At 41.0% G+C, this 14,363-nt stretch carries 19 protein-coding genes and 2 other annotated features; all 19 genes read left to right on the top strand.

Going from position 1 to position 14,363, the window contains the following annotated elements; all coding sequences use genetic code 11:
• The 19 genes from disA to JVX94_RS13990 all read left to right on the top strand — a co-directional run bounded on the left by disA (position 1) and on the right by JVX94_RS13990 (position 14,242).
• Positions 1–1,080 carry a DNA integrity scanning diadenylate cyclase DisA gene (gene disA / locus JVX94_RS14080; protein WP_024425581.1) on the top strand — a complete coding sequence of 360 codons (1,080 nt, stop codon included), beginning with the start codon at positions 1–3 and terminating at the stop codon, positions 1,078–1,080.
• 153 nt (positions 1,081–1,233) lie between these two features.
• The gene (locus JVX94_RS14075) at positions 1,234–2,334 is read left to right on the top strand and encodes a PIN/TRAM domain-containing protein (RefSeq protein ID WP_205183536.1); all 1,101 of its coding nucleotides are present in this window, start codon (positions 1,234–1,236) and stop codon (positions 2,332–2,334) included.
• Between the two features lie 13 nt (positions 2,335–2,347).
• Positions 2,348–3,037 (top strand): 2-C-methyl-D-erythritol 4-phosphate cytidylyltransferase, encoded by a 690-nt coding sequence (gene ispD / locus JVX94_RS14070; protein ID WP_003217158.1) that lies wholly within the window; start codon positions 2,348–2,350, stop codon positions 3,035–3,037.
• A gap of 3 nt (positions 3,038–3,040) precedes the next feature.
• A complete protein-coding gene (ispF, locus tag JVX94_RS14065; RefSeq protein ID WP_003216928.1) occupies positions 3,041–3,517 on the top strand; it encodes a 2-C-methyl-D-erythritol 2,4-cyclodiphosphate synthase in 477 nt (158 codons plus the stop codon).
• Between the two features lie 94 nt (positions 3,518–3,611).
• Positions 3,612–5,063 carry a glutamate--tRNA ligase gene (gltX, locus tag JVX94_RS14060; RefSeq protein WP_041105654.1) on the top strand — a complete coding sequence of 484 codons (1,452 nt, stop codon included), beginning with the start codon at positions 3,612–3,614 and terminating at the stop codon, positions 5,061–5,063.
• Positions 5,063–5,293 (top strand) — a binding site (T-box leader). (Overlaps the previous gene by 1 nt.)
• Before the next feature lie 82 nt (positions 5,294–5,375).
• Entirely contained in the window at positions 5,376–6,029 is a 654-nt protein-coding gene (gene cysE / locus JVX94_RS14055; RefSeq protein WP_024425585.1) for a serine O-acetyltransferase, read from the top strand.
• Positions 6,026–7,426 (top strand): cysteine--tRNA ligase, encoded by a 1,401-nt coding sequence (gene cysS, locus JVX94_RS14050; RefSeq protein WP_144486222.1) that lies wholly within the window; start codon positions 6,026–6,028, stop codon positions 7,424–7,426. The genes cysE and cysS overlap by 4 nt, the downstream gene beginning before the upstream one ends.
• Positions 7,427–7,429: 3 nt before the next feature.
• Entirely contained in the window at positions 7,430–7,861 is a 432-nt protein-coding gene (locus JVX94_RS14045) for a Mini-ribonuclease 3 (protein WP_024425587.1), read from the top strand.
• Entirely contained in the window at positions 7,845–8,594 is a 750-nt protein-coding gene (gene rlmB, locus JVX94_RS14040) for a 23S rRNA (guanosine(2251)-2'-O)-methyltransferase RlmB (RefSeq protein WP_034665632.1), read from the top strand. The genes JVX94_RS14045 and rlmB overlap by 17 nt, the downstream gene beginning before the upstream one ends.
• A 2-nt stretch (positions 8,595–8,596) precedes the next feature.
• Positions 8,597–9,109 (top strand): ribosome-dependent mRNA decay endonuclease Rae1/YacP, encoded by a 513-nt coding sequence (gene rae1 / locus JVX94_RS14035; RefSeq protein ID WP_024425589.1) that lies wholly within the window; start codon positions 8,597–8,599, stop codon positions 9,107–9,109.
• Positions 9,110–9,172: 63 nt separating this feature from the next.
• The gene (gene sigH / locus JVX94_RS14030; RefSeq protein WP_008345424.1) at positions 9,173–9,829 is read left to right on the top strand and encodes an RNA polymerase sporulation sigma factor SigH; all 657 of its coding nucleotides are present in this window, start codon (positions 9,173–9,175) and stop codon (positions 9,827–9,829) included.
• Between the two features lie 76 nt (positions 9,830–9,905).
• Positions 9,906–10,055 (top strand): 50S ribosomal protein L33, encoded by a 150-nt coding sequence (gene rpmG / locus JVX94_RS14025; protein ID WP_008356502.1) that lies wholly within the window; start codon positions 9,906–9,908, stop codon positions 10,053–10,055.
• 34 nt (positions 10,056–10,089) lie between these two features.
• Positions 10,090–10,266 (top strand): preprotein translocase subunit SecE, encoded by a 177-nt coding sequence (gene secE / locus JVX94_RS14020; protein WP_008345422.1) that lies wholly within the window; start codon positions 10,090–10,092, stop codon positions 10,264–10,266.
• A gap of 171 nt (positions 10,267–10,437) precedes the next feature.
• Positions 10,438–10,971, top strand: a complete 534-nt coding sequence (gene nusG, locus JVX94_RS14015; protein WP_003217197.1) for a transcription termination/antitermination protein NusG — start codon at positions 10,438–10,440, stop codon at positions 10,969–10,971.
• A 171-nt stretch (positions 10,972–11,142) separates the two neighbouring features.
• Positions 11,143–11,568 carry a 50S ribosomal protein L11 gene (gene rplK / locus JVX94_RS14010; protein ID WP_003216956.1) on the top strand — a complete coding sequence of 142 codons (426 nt, stop codon included), beginning with the start codon at positions 11,143–11,145 and terminating at the stop codon, positions 11,566–11,568.
• A 99-nt stretch (positions 11,569–11,667) separates the two neighbouring features.
• Positions 11,668–12,366 carry a 50S ribosomal protein L1 gene (gene rplA / locus JVX94_RS14005; protein WP_003217271.1) on the top strand — a complete coding sequence of 233 codons (699 nt, stop codon included), beginning with the start codon at positions 11,668–11,670 and terminating at the stop codon, positions 12,364–12,366.
• 49 nt (positions 12,367–12,415) lie between these two features.
• Positions 12,416–12,556, top strand: a sequence feature (ribosomal protein L10 leader region).
• A gap of 69 nt (positions 12,557–12,625) precedes the next feature.
• Positions 12,626–13,126, top strand: coding sequence for a 50S ribosomal protein L10 (rplJ, locus tag JVX94_RS14000; RefSeq protein ID WP_024425590.1), 501 nt, complete (start codon positions 12,626–12,628; stop codon positions 13,124–13,126).
• Positions 13,127–13,174: 48 nt separating this feature from the next.
• Positions 13,175–13,540 carry a 50S ribosomal protein L7/L12 gene (gene rplL, locus JVX94_RS13995; protein WP_008345418.1) on the top strand — a complete coding sequence of 122 codons (366 nt, stop codon included), beginning with the start codon at positions 13,175–13,177 and terminating at the stop codon, positions 13,538–13,540.
• Positions 13,541–13,636: 96 nt separating this feature from the next.
• Entirely contained in the window at positions 13,637–14,242 is a 606-nt protein-coding gene (locus tag JVX94_RS13990) for a class I SAM-dependent methyltransferase (protein WP_024425591.1), read from the top strand.
• Positions 14,243–14,363: the final 121 nt, after the last annotated feature.

Here is a 14,363-nt window from a genome sequence, read left to right as displayed (position 1 = left end):
ATGGAAAAAGAGAAAAAAGGAGCGAGAGAACTCGATCTCTTAGATATTGTACAGTTTGTAGCACCAGGAACACCTCTGCGGGCAGGGATTGAAAACGTCCTGAGAGCCAATACTGGCGGTCTCATTGTTGTTGGTTATAATGACAAAGTAAAGAGTGTGGTAGATGGAGGATTTCATATTAATTCTGCCTTCTCCCCAGCACATTTATATGAATTGGCAAAGATGGACGGGGCCATTATTCTTAGCGATTCTGGTCAAAAAATCTTGTATGCGAATACACAGCTGATGCCAGATGCAACCATCCATTCATCGGAAACAGGCATGAGGCACCGTACGGCTGAACGTGTAGCGAAGCAGACAGGCTGCTTAATCATTGCCATTTCTGAACGGAGGAACGTCATTACCTTATACCAAGGGAATCGTCGTTATACGCTGAAAGATATTGGCTTTATTTTAACAAAAGCCAATCAAGCCATTCAGACACTTGAAAAATATAAAACCATTTTAGATCACGCCATTTCTGCGTTAAGCGCCCTAGAATTTGAAGAGCTTGTGACCTTTGGTGATGTATTATCCGTGTTGCACCGCTACGAAATGGTACTAAGAATCAAAAATGAAATCAATATGTATATCAAAGAGCTCGGAACAGAAGGGCACTTGATCCGTCTGCAGGTCAATGAGCTGATTACAGATATGGAGCAGGAAGCGGCTTTATTTATCAAAGATTACGTGAAAGAAAAGATTAAAGATCCGTATGTGCTGCTGAAACAACTTCAAGATATGTCGAGCTTTGAGCTTTTAGATGATTCCATTCTGTACAAGTTACTTGGATATCCAGCTTCTACAAATATTGACGAATATGTGTACACAAGAGGATACAGGTTGCTCCATAAAATCCCTAGACTGCCAATGCCAATCGTCGAAAATGTGGTTGAAGCATTCGGTGTGTTAGATCGAATTATGGAAGCAGATGTACAAGAATTGGATGAAGTAGAAGGAATTGGAGAAGTAAGAGCGAAAAAGATAAAAAAAGGATTAAAAAGGTTACAAGAAAAACATTACATTGACCGTCAGCTTTAAGAAGAGAAATTTTTCTCTATTACGGTTAAAAATGGATGAATATGGGTATATTAATGATGGTTTTGTTTTCTGTTGCTCATGATAGGAAACTTAAACATATATTAATGTCAGATGAAGGTGGATTGACAGATGAAAAATAAAGGAGGTGAAGGTATGTTAAAAAGAATCGTTCAGGCGTTTTTTATCATTTTGGGTGCAGTTGTGGGAATTTTTATTATTCCAGAGTTATTTCTGCTTTTAAATGCAAAGGACATACCTTTCATAACAAATGCTTACTCTTCAGCACTAATAGGAGCCTTTGTGTTCTTCATCATTGGTAAATGGTGCACAGGTTATGTGGTAAATTGGGTAAAATGGATCGAGGATTCTCTCTTGAAGGCGCCTCTTCCTGATCTTATATCTGGAAGTTTCGGATTAGTATTTGGACTTATTCTAGCATATCTTATTGTAAACGTGATCCCGCTAAACAATATCCCATATCATATTTTTGGTACCATTATTCCGATTTTCCTGGCTTTCTTTTTAGGATACCTTGGGTTTCAGGTAGGGTTTAAGAAGAAGGATGAAATGATAGGGCTGTTCTCCCGATCTGCAAAGGTCAGCAAGAAAAAAGGAACAGCTGATGATGAACCTGAAATAGAAGATAAAAAGCTGAAAATTTTAGACACAAGTGTTATCATTGATGGAAGAATCGCAGATATTTGCCAAACTGGATTCTTAGAAGGCGTTATGGTCATTCCTCAATTTGTGCTCGAGGAATTACAGCATATCGCAGACTCTTCAGATGTATTAAAGAGAAATAGAGGCCGAAGAGGTCTTGATATTTTAAATCGTATTCAAAAAGAGTTGGATATCAAAGTTGAAATTTACGAAGGTGACTTCGAAGACATTCAAGAGGTTGATAGCAAGCTTGTGAAGCTCGCTAAATTAACTTCAGGTGTTGTTGTGACCAATGATTTTAATTTAAATAAAGTATGCGAACTTCAAAAAGTAGCAGTGTTAAACATCAATGATCTAGCCAATGCCGTTAAACCGGTTGTACTGCCTGGGGAAGAAATGAAGGTACAGGTCATCAAAGATGGGAAAGAGCATAACCAAGGTGTTGCTTACTTAGATGACGGTACGATGATTGTGGTCGAAGAAGGACGCAATTACATTGGAAAAGACATCGATGTGCTCGTCACTAGTGTGCTGCAGACTGCTGCTGGAAGAATGATTTTTGCGAAGCCAAAACTTCTGGAGAAGGCGCTCTAAAGGGAGAACGAACATGTATTATGAAGTAGTTATTCCGGCTGCGGGGCAGGGGAAACGAATGAAGGCCGGCCGCAATAAGCTTTTTATTGAGCTGAAAAGAATGCCGGTCATCATTCATACATTAAAGGTGTTTGACGCTCATGCGCAATGCAAACGCATGATCCTAGCGATCAATGAAGAGGAGCGTCAAGACTTTGAAAGGCTACTCAAGGTACACGCTTTTCAAACGCCTGTTTCACTTGTCACTGGCGGTGAAGAACGTCAGCAAAGTGTATACGAAGGATTAAAGGCTGTGAAAGATGCGGACATCGTGCTTGTTCATGATGGGGCAAGGCCTTTTATTAAGCATACACAGATTGACTTGCTCGTTAAAGCAGCGATTGAAAAAGGCTCCGCAGTTGTGGCGGTACCAGTGAAAGACACAATCAAACGCGTTCAAGAAGGCAAAGTGGAACAAACCATTGAACGTCAGAGCTTGTGGGCAGTCCAGACCCCACAAGCTTTTCGTCATTCTATTTTAAAAGAGGCGCATGAATATGCTGAGCGGACAGGCTTCCTTGGAACAGACGACGCCAGCCTAGTTGAACAATTACATGGCGAGAATGTGTATATTGTCCAAGGAGACTATACCAATATTAAGCTGACAACACCGGATGATTTATTGGTTGCCAAGGCAATTATGGATGCGGAAAGAGGGTACTAGATCATGTTGAGAATAGGACAAGGCTTTGATGTACATCAATTAACAGAGGGGAGACCTCTAATTATCGGTGGAGTCACCATCCCTTATGAAAAGGGACTGCTAGGGCATTCAGACGCTGACGTACTGCTTCACACGGTGGCAGATGCATGCCTAGGTGCGATTGCTGAAGGAGATATCGGCAGACATTTCCCAGACACTGACCCTGAGTTTAAGGATGCAGATTCTTTTAAATTATTGCAGCATGTGTGGGCACTAGTGAAAGAAAAGGGCTACACACTTGTGAATATTGACTGCACCATCATGGCGCAAAAACCCAAAATGGCACCTTACATTCAGCCAATGTGTGAGAAAATTGCAGAAGCACTTGAGGCAGATGTCACACAGGTGAATGTCAAAGCAACAACAACAGAGAAACTCGGATTTACAGGAAGAGGCGAAGGAATTGCTTCTCAGGCAACAGTGCTTCTTCAGAAAAAGTAAAATCCATTTTGATGAGAATGGGTTTTGATGATAAAATACGTTTATAAAAAATTGGTGTCAGACAACATGATGCAGATGAAAGGAAGTTAAACTCATGGGAAATGAAGTGCGTGTTCGTTATGCACCGAGTCCAACTGGTCATTTACATATTGGGAATGCTAGAACGGCTCTTTTCAACTATTTGTTCGCACGCAGCCAAGGCGGCAAATTTATTATTCGAATCGAGGATACGGATCAAAAGCGCAATGTAGAAGGCGGGGAGGAAAGCCAGCTTCGCCACCTGAAATGGCTCGGTATTGATTGGGATGAGAGCATTGATAAAGATGGCGGTTACGGTCCTTACAGACAATCAGAGCGTAATGATATTTACAAAAAATATTATGATGAGCTGTTAGAGAAGGACTTGGCGTATAAGTGCTATTGTACGGCAGAAGAGCTAGAGGCAGAGCGTGAAGCACAAATCGCCCGCAGCGAAATGCCTCGATATTCTGGTAAATGCAGTCATTTATCAAAAGAAGAAGAGGACAAGCTGATTGCTGAAGGAAGAGAGCCAAGCATCCGCTTCCGAGTACCAAAAGGAGAAATCATCAAATTTGACGACATGGTCAAAGGTGATATTTCATTTGAAACAGACGGCATTGGTGATTTTGTTATTGTGAAGAAAGATGGTACGCCAACTTATAACTTTGCAGTAGCCGTGGATGATCATTTGATGAAAATGACTCACGTTCTTCGCGGAGAAGATCATATTTCAAATACCCCTAAACAAATCATGATTTTTAATGCATTTGGCTGGGATGTTCCGCTATTCGGACATATGACGTTGATTGTGAACGAGAACCGTAAGAAATTAAGTAAACGTGATGAATCGATTATTCAATTCATCGAGCAATATAAGAATTTAGGCTATTTACCTGAAGCCCTGTTTAACTTTATTGCATTACTTGGATGGTCTCCAGTAGGCGAAGAAGAACTGTTTACAAAAGAGCAATTCATCGACATTTTCGATGTGAACCGACTTTCTAAGTCACCAGCTCTATTCGATATGCATAAACTAAAATGGGTGAACAACCAATACGTGAAAGCACTTGATCTTGATCAGGTTGTGGCACTAACACTTCCGCATCTTCAAAAGGCAGGCAAGGTAAGCGAGCAGCTGACTGAAGAAGAAAACACGTGGGTACGTAAGCTTATTTCTCTGTATCACGAACAATTAAGCTACGGAGCAGAAATTGTTGAGTTAACAGAGTTGTTCTTTAAGGAGCAAATTGAGTATAATCAAGAGGCAAAGGAAGTTCTAGCAGAGGAGCAAGTACCTGAAGTTATGGCATCTTTTGCAGGTCAGCTTGAACAGCTTGAGTCTTTCACACCTGATGAAATTAAGGCTGCCATTAAAGCGGTACAAAAAGAAACAGGGCATAAAGGCAAGAAACTATTCATGCCGATTCGTGTGGCTGTCACAGGACAAACGCATGGCCCAGAACTTCCGCAAAGTATTGAATTGCTAGGTAAAGAAACGGTATTAAACCGCATTAAACAAATATAAAGAAATCGTTGCGAGGGAGAAGTACAATGTACTCGTCCATCACAGAAAGAGTCTCCACCGGCTGAAAGAGACTTATGGGAAGACATTGGAAATGCACCCTCAAGACCCTTGAGGAACACGTATGTTAGTATGCAAGGGCGGTACCCTCCGTTATGGGATTAAGTTGAGAAGGCTGCAAGATAATTGGCTTTCTAAACAGAGTGGAACCGCGTTTTCAAAACGTCTCTGTCATATGGCAGAGGCGTTTTTTATTTGTCCAAAAAAAGAGAGCAAGTCCTAAGAGAGATTGATGGGGAAGAACGGGGGGAGCATGTGTTTTTCAAAATGCTGAAAGAAGATATTGATACTGTGTTTGATCAAGATCCTGCTGCTAGAAGCTATATTGAAGTAGTGCTAACCTATTCAGGGCTTCATGCGATTTGGGCTCACCGTATTGCGCACGCATTTTATAAGCGTAAGCTGTATTTTATTGCGCGGATCATTTCTCAGGTCAGCCGTTTTTTCACAGGGGTGGAGATTCACCCAGCGGCAACCATTGGCAGGCGGTTCTTCATTGATCACGGCATGGGCGTCGTGATCGGGGAAACATGTGAAATTGGAGACAACGTCACTGTTTTCCAAGGCGTGACATTAGGGGGAACAGGGAAAGAAAAGGGAAAGCGGCATCCGACCATTTTAGACGATGCCCTCATTGCGACAGGTGCCAAGGTGCTTGGTTCTATCACGGTTGGAAAAGGGTCCAAGATTGGTGCAGGGTCGGTCGTGTTAAAGGACGTCCCAGATCATTCCACCGTTGTAGGTATACCTGGGCGAGTCGTCGTTCAAAATGGAAAGAAAATCAATCGTGATCTCAATCATCAAGATTTGCCAGATCCAGTTTCTGATCGTTTTAAAGAATTGGAACGAGAAATGGAAAAGCTAAAAGGTGAGCTGGCTTCATTGAGCAGAAAGGAAGAACAATCATGACAATCAATATTTATAATACATTGACACGTAAGAAGGAAGAATTTGTCCCGCTTGAGCCAGGAAAGGTCAAGATGTATGTGTGCGGACCAACCGTTTATAACTACATTCATATCGGGAATGCTAGACCTGCTATTGTTTATGACACTGTACGTAAGTATTTGGAATACAGCGGTTACGATGTGAACTTTGTATCAAACTTTACAGATGTGGATGATAAACTCATCAAAGCAGCCAACGAACTCGGAGAAGATGTGCCGACAATTGCTGACCGGTTTATCCAGGCCTACTTCGAAGACGTCAGTGCACTAGGGTGCAAAAAAGCAGACCTTCACCCGCGAGTGACGGAAAACATGGATGATATCATTGCGTTTATTGCGACATTGATTGAAAAAGGCTACGCCTATGAAGCAGATGGCGACGTGTATTACAGCACACGCTCATTTGAAGGCTATGGAAAGCTTTCTCACCAATCAATTGATGAGCTGAAGACAGGTGCCCGTATTCGTGTAGGTGAAAAGAAACGAGATGCACTGGACTTTGCTCTTTGGAAGGCTGCAAAGGATCAGGAGATCTCTTGGGATAGCCCGTGGGGCGAAGGACGCCCAGGCTGGCACATCGAATGCTCGGCAATGGTCAAAAAATATTTAGGTGATACGATCGACATTCATGCTGGCGGGCAGGACTTAACATTCCCGCACCATGAGAATGAAATTGCTCAATCTGAGGCTTTGACAGGGAAGCCTTTTGCGAAGTATTGGATGCATAACGGGTATATTAATATTGATAATGAAAAAATGTCAAAATCACTTGGCAACTTTGTGCTGGTGCATGACATTGTGAAAGAACAAGATCCTGATGTGCTCCGCTTCTTTATGTTGTCGGTTCACTATCGTCACCCAATTAACTACTCAATGGATTTATTAGAAAGTACAAAGAGTGCGTTTAACCGACTCAAGACATCGTATGCGAATTTACATCATCGTCTTGAGAGCAGCACGAATATCACGGAAGACAATGCTGAATGGCTGGCAAAAGTTGAAGAGCAGCGTGCGACATTTATTTCTGAAATGAACGATGACTTCAATACGGCAAATGCAATCTCTGTTTTATTCGAATTAGCGAAACAGGCGAATTATTATATGGAAAATGATCATACTTCGGAGGAAGTGATCAAGGCATTTATCGGCTTGTTCCAAGAAATTACGTCTGTTCTTGGCTTCTCATTAGAAGAAAAGCACACGCTTGACGAAGAGGTTGAAGCGTTAATTGAAAAACGTAATGAAGCTAGAAGAAATCGTGACTTTGCCCTATCTGATCAAATACGTGATCAATTAAAGAGCATGAATATTGTGTTGGAGGACACTCCTCAAGGTACTCGCTGGAAAAGAGGAGAATAGGCAATGTTGAATTTTGAAAAGCTGAAAGACGGTAAACAGCTGAACGGACTTGCGCTAGCTTATATGGGTGATGCCATTTTTGAAGTATATGTGAGGCATCACCTCCTCCAAACGGGGGCGACAAAACCAAATGAGCTGCACAAACGAGCAAGCAAAATTGTTTCAGCAAAATCACAAGCTGCTATTTTATTTACGCTTCAGCAGCAAGGTTTTTTCACTGAAGCAGAAGAAGCGGTGCTGAAAAGAGGAAGAAACGCAAAATCAGGCACAGTGCCTAAAAACACAGACGTTCAAACGTATCGTTATAGTACAGCGTTTGAAGCGCTCATGGGTTATTTATTTATCGAAAAGCAGGACGAACGCTTAGAAGAGCTGATTGGTCAGGCGATTGAAATCGGAACGTCAGGGAGGAAGACAAATGAGTCAGCAACATGATTATGTCATTGGGAAAAATGCAGTGATTGAGACACTGAAGTCAGATCGGGAGTTATACAAGCTCTGGATGGCAGAAAACACTGTAAAAGGACAAGCCCAGCAGGTCATTGAACTCGCTAAAAAGCAAAATATCACCATTCAGTATGTTCCGAGGAAAAAGCTTGATCAAATGGTTACAGGTCAGCACCAGGGAATCGTTGCACAAGTAGCAGCATATGAATATGCAGAATTGGACGATCTGTATCAAATCGCTGAAAAGCGGAATGAACAGCCTTTCTTTCTGATTTTAGATGAAATTGAAGACCCGCATAATTTAGGATCTATTATGCGTACGGCAGATGCTGTAGGTGCACACGGGATTGTCATTCCGAAAAGGAGAGCAGTCGGTCTAACAACAACAGTTGCTAAGGCATCCACTGGAGCAATCGAGCATATTCCAGTCGCTAAAGTAACCAATCTTTCAAGAGCCCTTGATGAAATGAAAGAAAGAGGAATCTGGGTTGCGGGAACAGATGCGTCTGCTAAACAGGATTACAGACAATTTGATGGTACAATGCCGCTGGCTCTTGTGATTGGCAGTGAAGGAAAAGGAATTGGCCGATTGATTAAGGAAAAGTGTGATTTTCTAATTAAACTGCCTATGGCCGGGAAGGTTACTTCGTTAAACGCATCAGTTGCCGCTAGTCTATTGATGTATGAAGTGTATCGAAAACGTTATCCGTTAGGAGAATAGAGATGGATATCCTCTTAGTCGATGGATACAACATGATAGGTGCATGGCCTCAGCTGCAGCACTTAAAGGAAAACAGCTTTGAAGAAGCCAGAGACGTGCTGATTCAACATTTAGCAGAATATCAAGCATACACAGGGTATCGAGTCATTGTCGTATTCGATGCCCATATGGTCAAAGGAATTGAAAAAAAGCGGACTAATCACCGAGTAGAGGTCATCTTTACGAGAGAGAATGAAACGGCGGATGAGCGGATTGAAAAACTGGCACAGGATTTGAATAATATTCGGACGCAAATTCATGTGGCAACCTCAGATTTTACGGAACAATGGGCTATTTTTGGACAAGGTGCTCTTCGGAAGTCGGCTCGTGAGCTTTTAAGAGAGATTGAAGTGATAGAACGAAAGATTGAAACGAGGGTCAAAAAGATTACTTCTGATAAACCAGCATCTAAGATTGAATTGTCAGAAGATGTATTGAAAACGTTTGAAAAATGGCGGCGTGGGAATCTGGAATAGCTTGACGATATTTCAACCATTAATGTATAATATTTCTATCTAGGTGCGGTCGGGGGGATCGAAGTGAATCTAAACAACAGCAAGGGTAAGTCCATCAGAGAGCAATTTTGCCAGTTGGAAGATGAACAAGTCATTGAAAGGGTTCATGTCGGAGATAGTGATGCGCTAGATTATTTAATAACGAAATACCGCAATTTTGTACGTGCGAAAGCAAGATCTTATTTCTTGATAGGAGCGGATCGAGAGGACATTGTCCAAGAGGGAATGATCGGACTTTATAAGTCTATCCGCGATTTCAGAGAGGACAAGCTTACTTCATTTAAGGCTTTTGCAGAATTATGTATTACCCGCCAAATTATCACCGCAATTAAAACAGCTACTCGCCAAAAACATATCCCGTTAAATTCCTATGTATCATTAGACAAACCGATCTACGATGAAGAATCGGACAGAACTTTATTGGATGTCATTTCCGGTGCTAAAGCGCTTAACCCAGAAGACTTAATCATTAGCAAAGAAGAATTTGATGATATCGAAATGAAGATGGGTGAACTGCTAAGCGAGCTGGAAAGAAAGGTACTTGTGCTTTATCTTGATGGCAGATCCTATCAGGAGATTTCTGAAGATTTAAACCGTCATGTGAAATCAATTGATAACGCACTCCAAAGAGTAAAGAGAAAATTAGAGAAATATTTAGAGCTTCGCGAGATTAGTCTCTAATCAAACCTATATTGACAGCTTTTTCGACACTGTGATAAGGTACTAATGAAATGATGTCGAGAAAATAGGTGTAAAAATGAGGAAAAAGATTACTCTAGCCTGTAAAGACTGCGGAAGCCGCAATTATACGACAATGAAAAGTGTTGCTTCAGCAGCTGAAAGATTAGAAGTTAAGAAATATTGCAAGACTTGTAATTCACATAAAACACATTTAGAAACGAAGTAAGATTTGCGTTCTTTAATCTGTGGAGGTCTTTTACATGCGTATTATCAGTTTCTTAAAAAGTGTCGGAAAAGAAATGAAAAAGGTCAGCTGGCCAAAGAAGAACGAAATGGTCCGCTACACAATCACTGTTATTTTAACAGTCGTATTCTTTGCCATCTTTTTCTCTTTTCTTGATATAGGAATCTCACAATTAATCGAATTAATTCATTAATACTTGAATAATGGTCTGCTGAACGTGCTATAATAGATCATAATATGACTTGCCAAAAAACCCGTTTTACGGGTTTTTTCAATTGCTTGAAAATATTTACCGGTACTCGAGATTCGTCAAATAGACATTACGAAATGTGGGGAGGGAAGGACTAAATAGTCCTGAACGAAAATGGAAAAGAATTGGTATGTTGTGCATACGTACTCTGGCTATGAAAACAAAGTAAAAGCGAACTTGGAAAAGCGTGTTGAATCAATGGGCATGCAGGATAAAATCTTCCGCGTCGTCGTACCAGAAGAAGAAGAAACTGATATTAAAAATGGTAAGAAAAAAGTTGTCAAAAAGAAAGTATTCCCTGGCTATGTCCTAGTGGAAATCGTGATGACTGACGACTCTTGGTATGTCGTGCGTAATACACCGGGTGTCACTGGATTCGTTGGATCAGCTGGATCAGGCTCAAAGCCGACTGCGCTGCTGCCAGGCGAAGCTGAAACCATTCTGAAGAGAATGGGTCTTGAAGAGCGCAAAACAGAAATCGACTTTGAACTAAAAGAAACAGTTAAGGTCATCGATGGACCATTTGCTAACTTCACTGGCTCTATTGAAGAAATTGACTACGATAAAAGCAAAGTCAAAGTATTCGTTAATATGTTTGGTAGAGAAACACCTGTTGAACTTGAGTTCACACAGATCGATAAATTGTAATTCAAAAGAGCTTGAAATGAGTGTATAGAAGTGGTAATATAGCAAAGGTACGTCTTGAGTTCACTCAAGATCGCTAGCTAGTTATTTCGTCATTCATATAAAGAATGAAGTTGTTGAGTGGGAGGGGGATTCCCCTATTACCACATCACGGACTTTAAGGAGGTGTGTCTCGTGGCTAAAAAAGTAGTTAAAGTTGTTAAATTGCAAATTCCTGCTGGAAAAGCTAACCCAGCTCCACCAGTTGGACCTGCACTAGGTCAAGCCGGTGTTAATATCATGGGATTCTGTAAGGAGTTTAACGCTCGTACAGCTGACCAAGCTGGTCTTATCATTCCTGTTGAAATTTCGGTTTTTGAAGACCGTTCATTTACATTTATTACTAAAACTCCACCTGCTGCAGTTTTACTTAAAAAAGCAGCTGGTATTGAGTCTGGTTCTGGTGAACCTAACCGTAATAAAGTGGCAACTGTTAAGCGTGATAAAGTACGCGAAATCGCGGAAACAAAAATGCCTGACTTAAACGCTGCTAGCGTTGAATCAGCTATGCGCATGGTTGAAGGTACTGCACGCAGTATGGGTATTGTCATCGAAGATTAATTTTTTGTCTTGTTGGGTTGCGAGTTTGGTTTTGACAAGTTCGCAACCCTTATTCGTGGGAGGTTATTCCGCTAAAACCACATAAGGAGGATTTTTATAATGGCTAAAAAAGGTAAAAAGTATGTAGAAGCTGCTAAGCTGATCGAACGTACTAAAGCGTATGATGTAGCTGAAGCTGTTTCTCTTACAAAAAAAGCAAATACAGCGAAATTTGATGCGACTGTAGAAGTTGCTTTTCGTTTGGGCGTAGACCCTCGTAAAAACGATCAACAAATCCGCGGTGCAGTTGTACTTCCTAACGGAACTGGTAAAACTCAACGCGTTCTTGTGTTCGCTAAAGGCGAAAAAGCAAAAGAAGCAGAAGCTGCTGGAGCAGACTACGTTGGAGATTCTGATTACATCACTAAAATCCAACAAGGCTGGTTTGATTTCGATGTAATCGTTGCGACACCTGACATGATGGGTGAAGTTGGTAAGATCGGTCGTGTTCTTGGACCAAAAGGTCTTATGCCAAACCCTAAAACAGGAACTGTAACATTCGAAGTTGAAAAAGCAATCAATGAAATCAAAGCTGGTAAAGTAGAATACCGCGTTGATAAAGCTGGTAACATCCACGCGCCAATCGGAAAGGTTTCTTTCGAGGACGAAAAGCTTGTTGAGAACTTTGCAACAATCTATGACACAATCCTTAAAGCAAAACCTGCAGCGGCTAAAGGTGTATACGTGAAAAACGTTTCTGTTACATCTACTATGGGCCCTGGCGTGAAAGTGGATCCATCTTCTTTCTCTGCAAAATAATTCTTGACTTATGACAACCATTTTGATAATATCAAAATGTTGTAAAATAGAATAATGTCCATTTATACCGTAGACAGCAGGGGCCTTATGGCTTAAATAACCCGCCGAGGTGTATATGTCACAGTCTTACGTTAACGTATGCTTGTATATACAGCCTCCATGTCTTAATGGAGGCTTTTTATATGGAGAACCGTTCGTTAGGAACGTGATGGCCTGATCGGTATAAGTGTTACACAAAGAATGTACAGGAGGTGTAACCATGAGCAATGCAATCGATACTAAAAAAGTTGTCGTTGATGAAATTACTTCTAAATTTAAAGATAGTATGTCTACTGTCATTGTAGATTACCGCGGTCTTTCAGTTTCTGAAGTGACTGAACTTCGTAAACAGCTTCGTGAAGCTGGCGTAGAATTCAAAGTTTACAAAAACACTTTGACTCGCCGTGCAGTTGAACAAGTTGAACTAACGGGTTTAAACGATTTCTTAACAGGTCCAAACGCTATCGCATTCAGTAACGAAGATGTTATCGCACCTGCGAAAATCATCAACGAATTTGCGAAAAGCCACGAAGCTTTAGAAATCAAAGCTGGTGTCATCGAAGGAAACGTAGCGACTGTAGAAGAAGTGAAGGCTCTTGCGGAACTTCCGTCTCGCGAAGGCTTACTTTCTATGTTGCTTAGCGTTCTTCAAGCTCCAGTTCGTAACCTTGCTCTTGCTACTAAAGCAGTTGCAGATCAAAAAGAAGAACAAGGCGCTTAATGCGTACTTTACGTTTGCGTAAAAAAACTTAAAATGGAGGAATTACAAATGGCTTTAAATATCGAAGAAATCATTGCTTCAGTTAAAGAAGCAACTGTACTTGAGTTAAACGACTTAGTAAAAGCAATCGAAGAAGAATTTGGCGTAACTGCTGCTGCTCCTGTAGCTGTAGCTGCTGGTGGCGGTGCTGCTGCTGAAGAAAAAACTGATTTTGATCTAGTACTTGCTGGTGCTGGAGACCAAAAAATCAAAGTTATCAAAGTGGTTCGTGAAATCACTGGTCTTGGCTTGAAAGAAGCTAAAGAACTTGTTGACAACACTCCAAAACCACTTAAAGAAGGTATTGCTAAAGAAGAAGCTGAAGAACTTAAAGCTAAGCTTGAAGAAGTTGGCGCTTCTGTAGAAGTTAAGTAATCTTCGCCTAATCTTTTGGGAAAGCTCGCTTTTACTGGCGGGCTTTTTCTTTTCTAATCTCCTGAAACGATTGAATCCAGAGGAGGTCCATTCACAATGAGTGACCACTATTATACGGAAAAGCCATCAGTGAAAAGCAATAAACAGACATGGGACTTCACCTTGAGAAACCGTACCTTTACTTTTACAAGTGACAGTGGAGTGTTTTCTAAGAAAGAAGTCGACTTTGGTTCAAGGCTTTTAATTGAAGCTTTCGAAGAACCTGACTTGGATGGCGATGTCTTAGATGTCGGTTGCGGTTATGGACCGATCGGCTTATCGTTAGCAAACGAAATGACTAGCCGTACCATTCATATGATTGATGTGAACGAAAGAGCAGTCGAACTTTCAAAGGAAAACGCTAAACATAATCGCATTGATAATGTCCGCATCTATCAAAGTGATTTGTTCTCGAATGTTCATTCCTCAGCTGCTTTTGCCTCTATACTGACCAATCCCCCAATACGGGCAGGGAAGAAAGTTGTACATGCGATCTTTGAAAAAAGTGCTGATCATTTATTGCCGGAAGGTGAGTTGTGGGTGGTTATTCAGAAAAAGCAAGGTGGGCCATCTGCGATTGAAAAATTAGAGCAGCTCTTTGGAGAAGTCGAGGTTGTACTGAAAAAAAAGGGCTACTATATAATCAAAGCTAAAAAAGTTTGACGCAGTTTCCTAGCTGTGTTAACATTATAAAATGCCAATGTGTATATTTTGCTTGATAGGCTTAAAAAACAACTATTTTGTATAAATTATGCATACTTGGGAAAACTAATAAAATCGGTAT

Source organism: Bacillus sp. PDNC022 (assembly GCF_016919285.1).
GTDB classification, from domain to species: Bacteria; Bacillota; Bacilli; order Bacillales; family Bacillaceae; genus Bacillus; species Bacillus safensis.
This window is presented reverse-complemented; position numbering and strand designations above follow the sequence as displayed.

Bases quoted from the DNA above. Each gene is read 5' to 3' on its own strand.
- rplA (WP_003217271.1), top strand. From the start codon at position 11,668: ATGGCTAAAAAAGGTAAAAAGTATGTAGAAGCTGCTAAGCTGATCGAA.
- rpmG (WP_008356502.1), top strand. From the start codon at position 9,906: ATGAGGAAAAAGATTACTCTAGCCTGTAAAGACTGCGGAAGCCGCAAT.
- rplL (WP_008345418.1), top strand. From the start codon at position 13,175: ATGGCTTTAAATATCGAAGAAATCATTGCTTCAGTTAAAGAAGCAACT.
- ispF (WP_003216928.1), top strand. From the start codon at position 3,041: ATGTTGAGAATAGGACAAGGCTTTGATGTACATCAATTAACAGAGGGG.
- JVX94_RS14075 (WP_205183536.1), top strand. From the start codon at position 1,234: ATGTTAAAAAGAATCGTTCAGGCGTTTTTTATCATTTTGGGTGCAGTT.
- nusG (WP_003217197.1), top strand. From the start codon at position 10,438: ATGGAAAAGAATTGGTATGTTGTGCATACGTACTCTGGCTATGAAAAC.
- rlmB (WP_034665632.1), top strand. From the start codon at position 7,845: ATGAGTCAGCAACATGATTATGTCATTGGGAAAAATGCAGTGATTGAG.
- secE (WP_008345422.1), top strand. From the start codon at position 10,090: ATGCGTATTATCAGTTTCTTAAAAAGTGTCGGAAAAGAAATGAAAAAG.
- JVX94_RS13990 (WP_024425591.1), top strand. From the start codon at position 13,637: ATGAGTGACCACTATTATACGGAAAAGCCATCAGTGAAAAGCAATAAA.
- cysS (WP_144486222.1), top strand. From the start codon at position 6,026: ATGACAATCAATATTTATAATACATTGACACGTAAGAAGGAAGAATTT.
- JVX94_RS14045 (WP_024425587.1), top strand. From the start codon at position 7,430: ATGTTGAATTTTGAAAAGCTGAAAGACGGTAAACAGCTGAACGGACTT.
- gltX (WP_041105654.1), top strand. From the start codon at position 3,612: ATGGGAAATGAAGTGCGTGTTCGTTATGCACCGAGTCCAACTGGTCAT.
- rplJ (WP_024425590.1), top strand. From the start codon at position 12,626: ATGAGCAATGCAATCGATACTAAAAAAGTTGTCGTTGATGAAATTACT.
- ispD (WP_003217158.1), top strand. From the start codon at position 2,348: ATGTATTATGAAGTAGTTATTCCGGCTGCGGGGCAGGGGAAACGAATG.
- rae1 (WP_024425589.1), top strand. From the start codon at position 8,597: ATGGATATCCTCTTAGTCGATGGATACAACATGATAGGTGCATGGCCT.
- disA (WP_024425581.1), top strand. From the start codon at position 1: ATGGAAAAAGAGAAAAAAGGAGCGAGAGAACTCGATCTCTTAGATATT.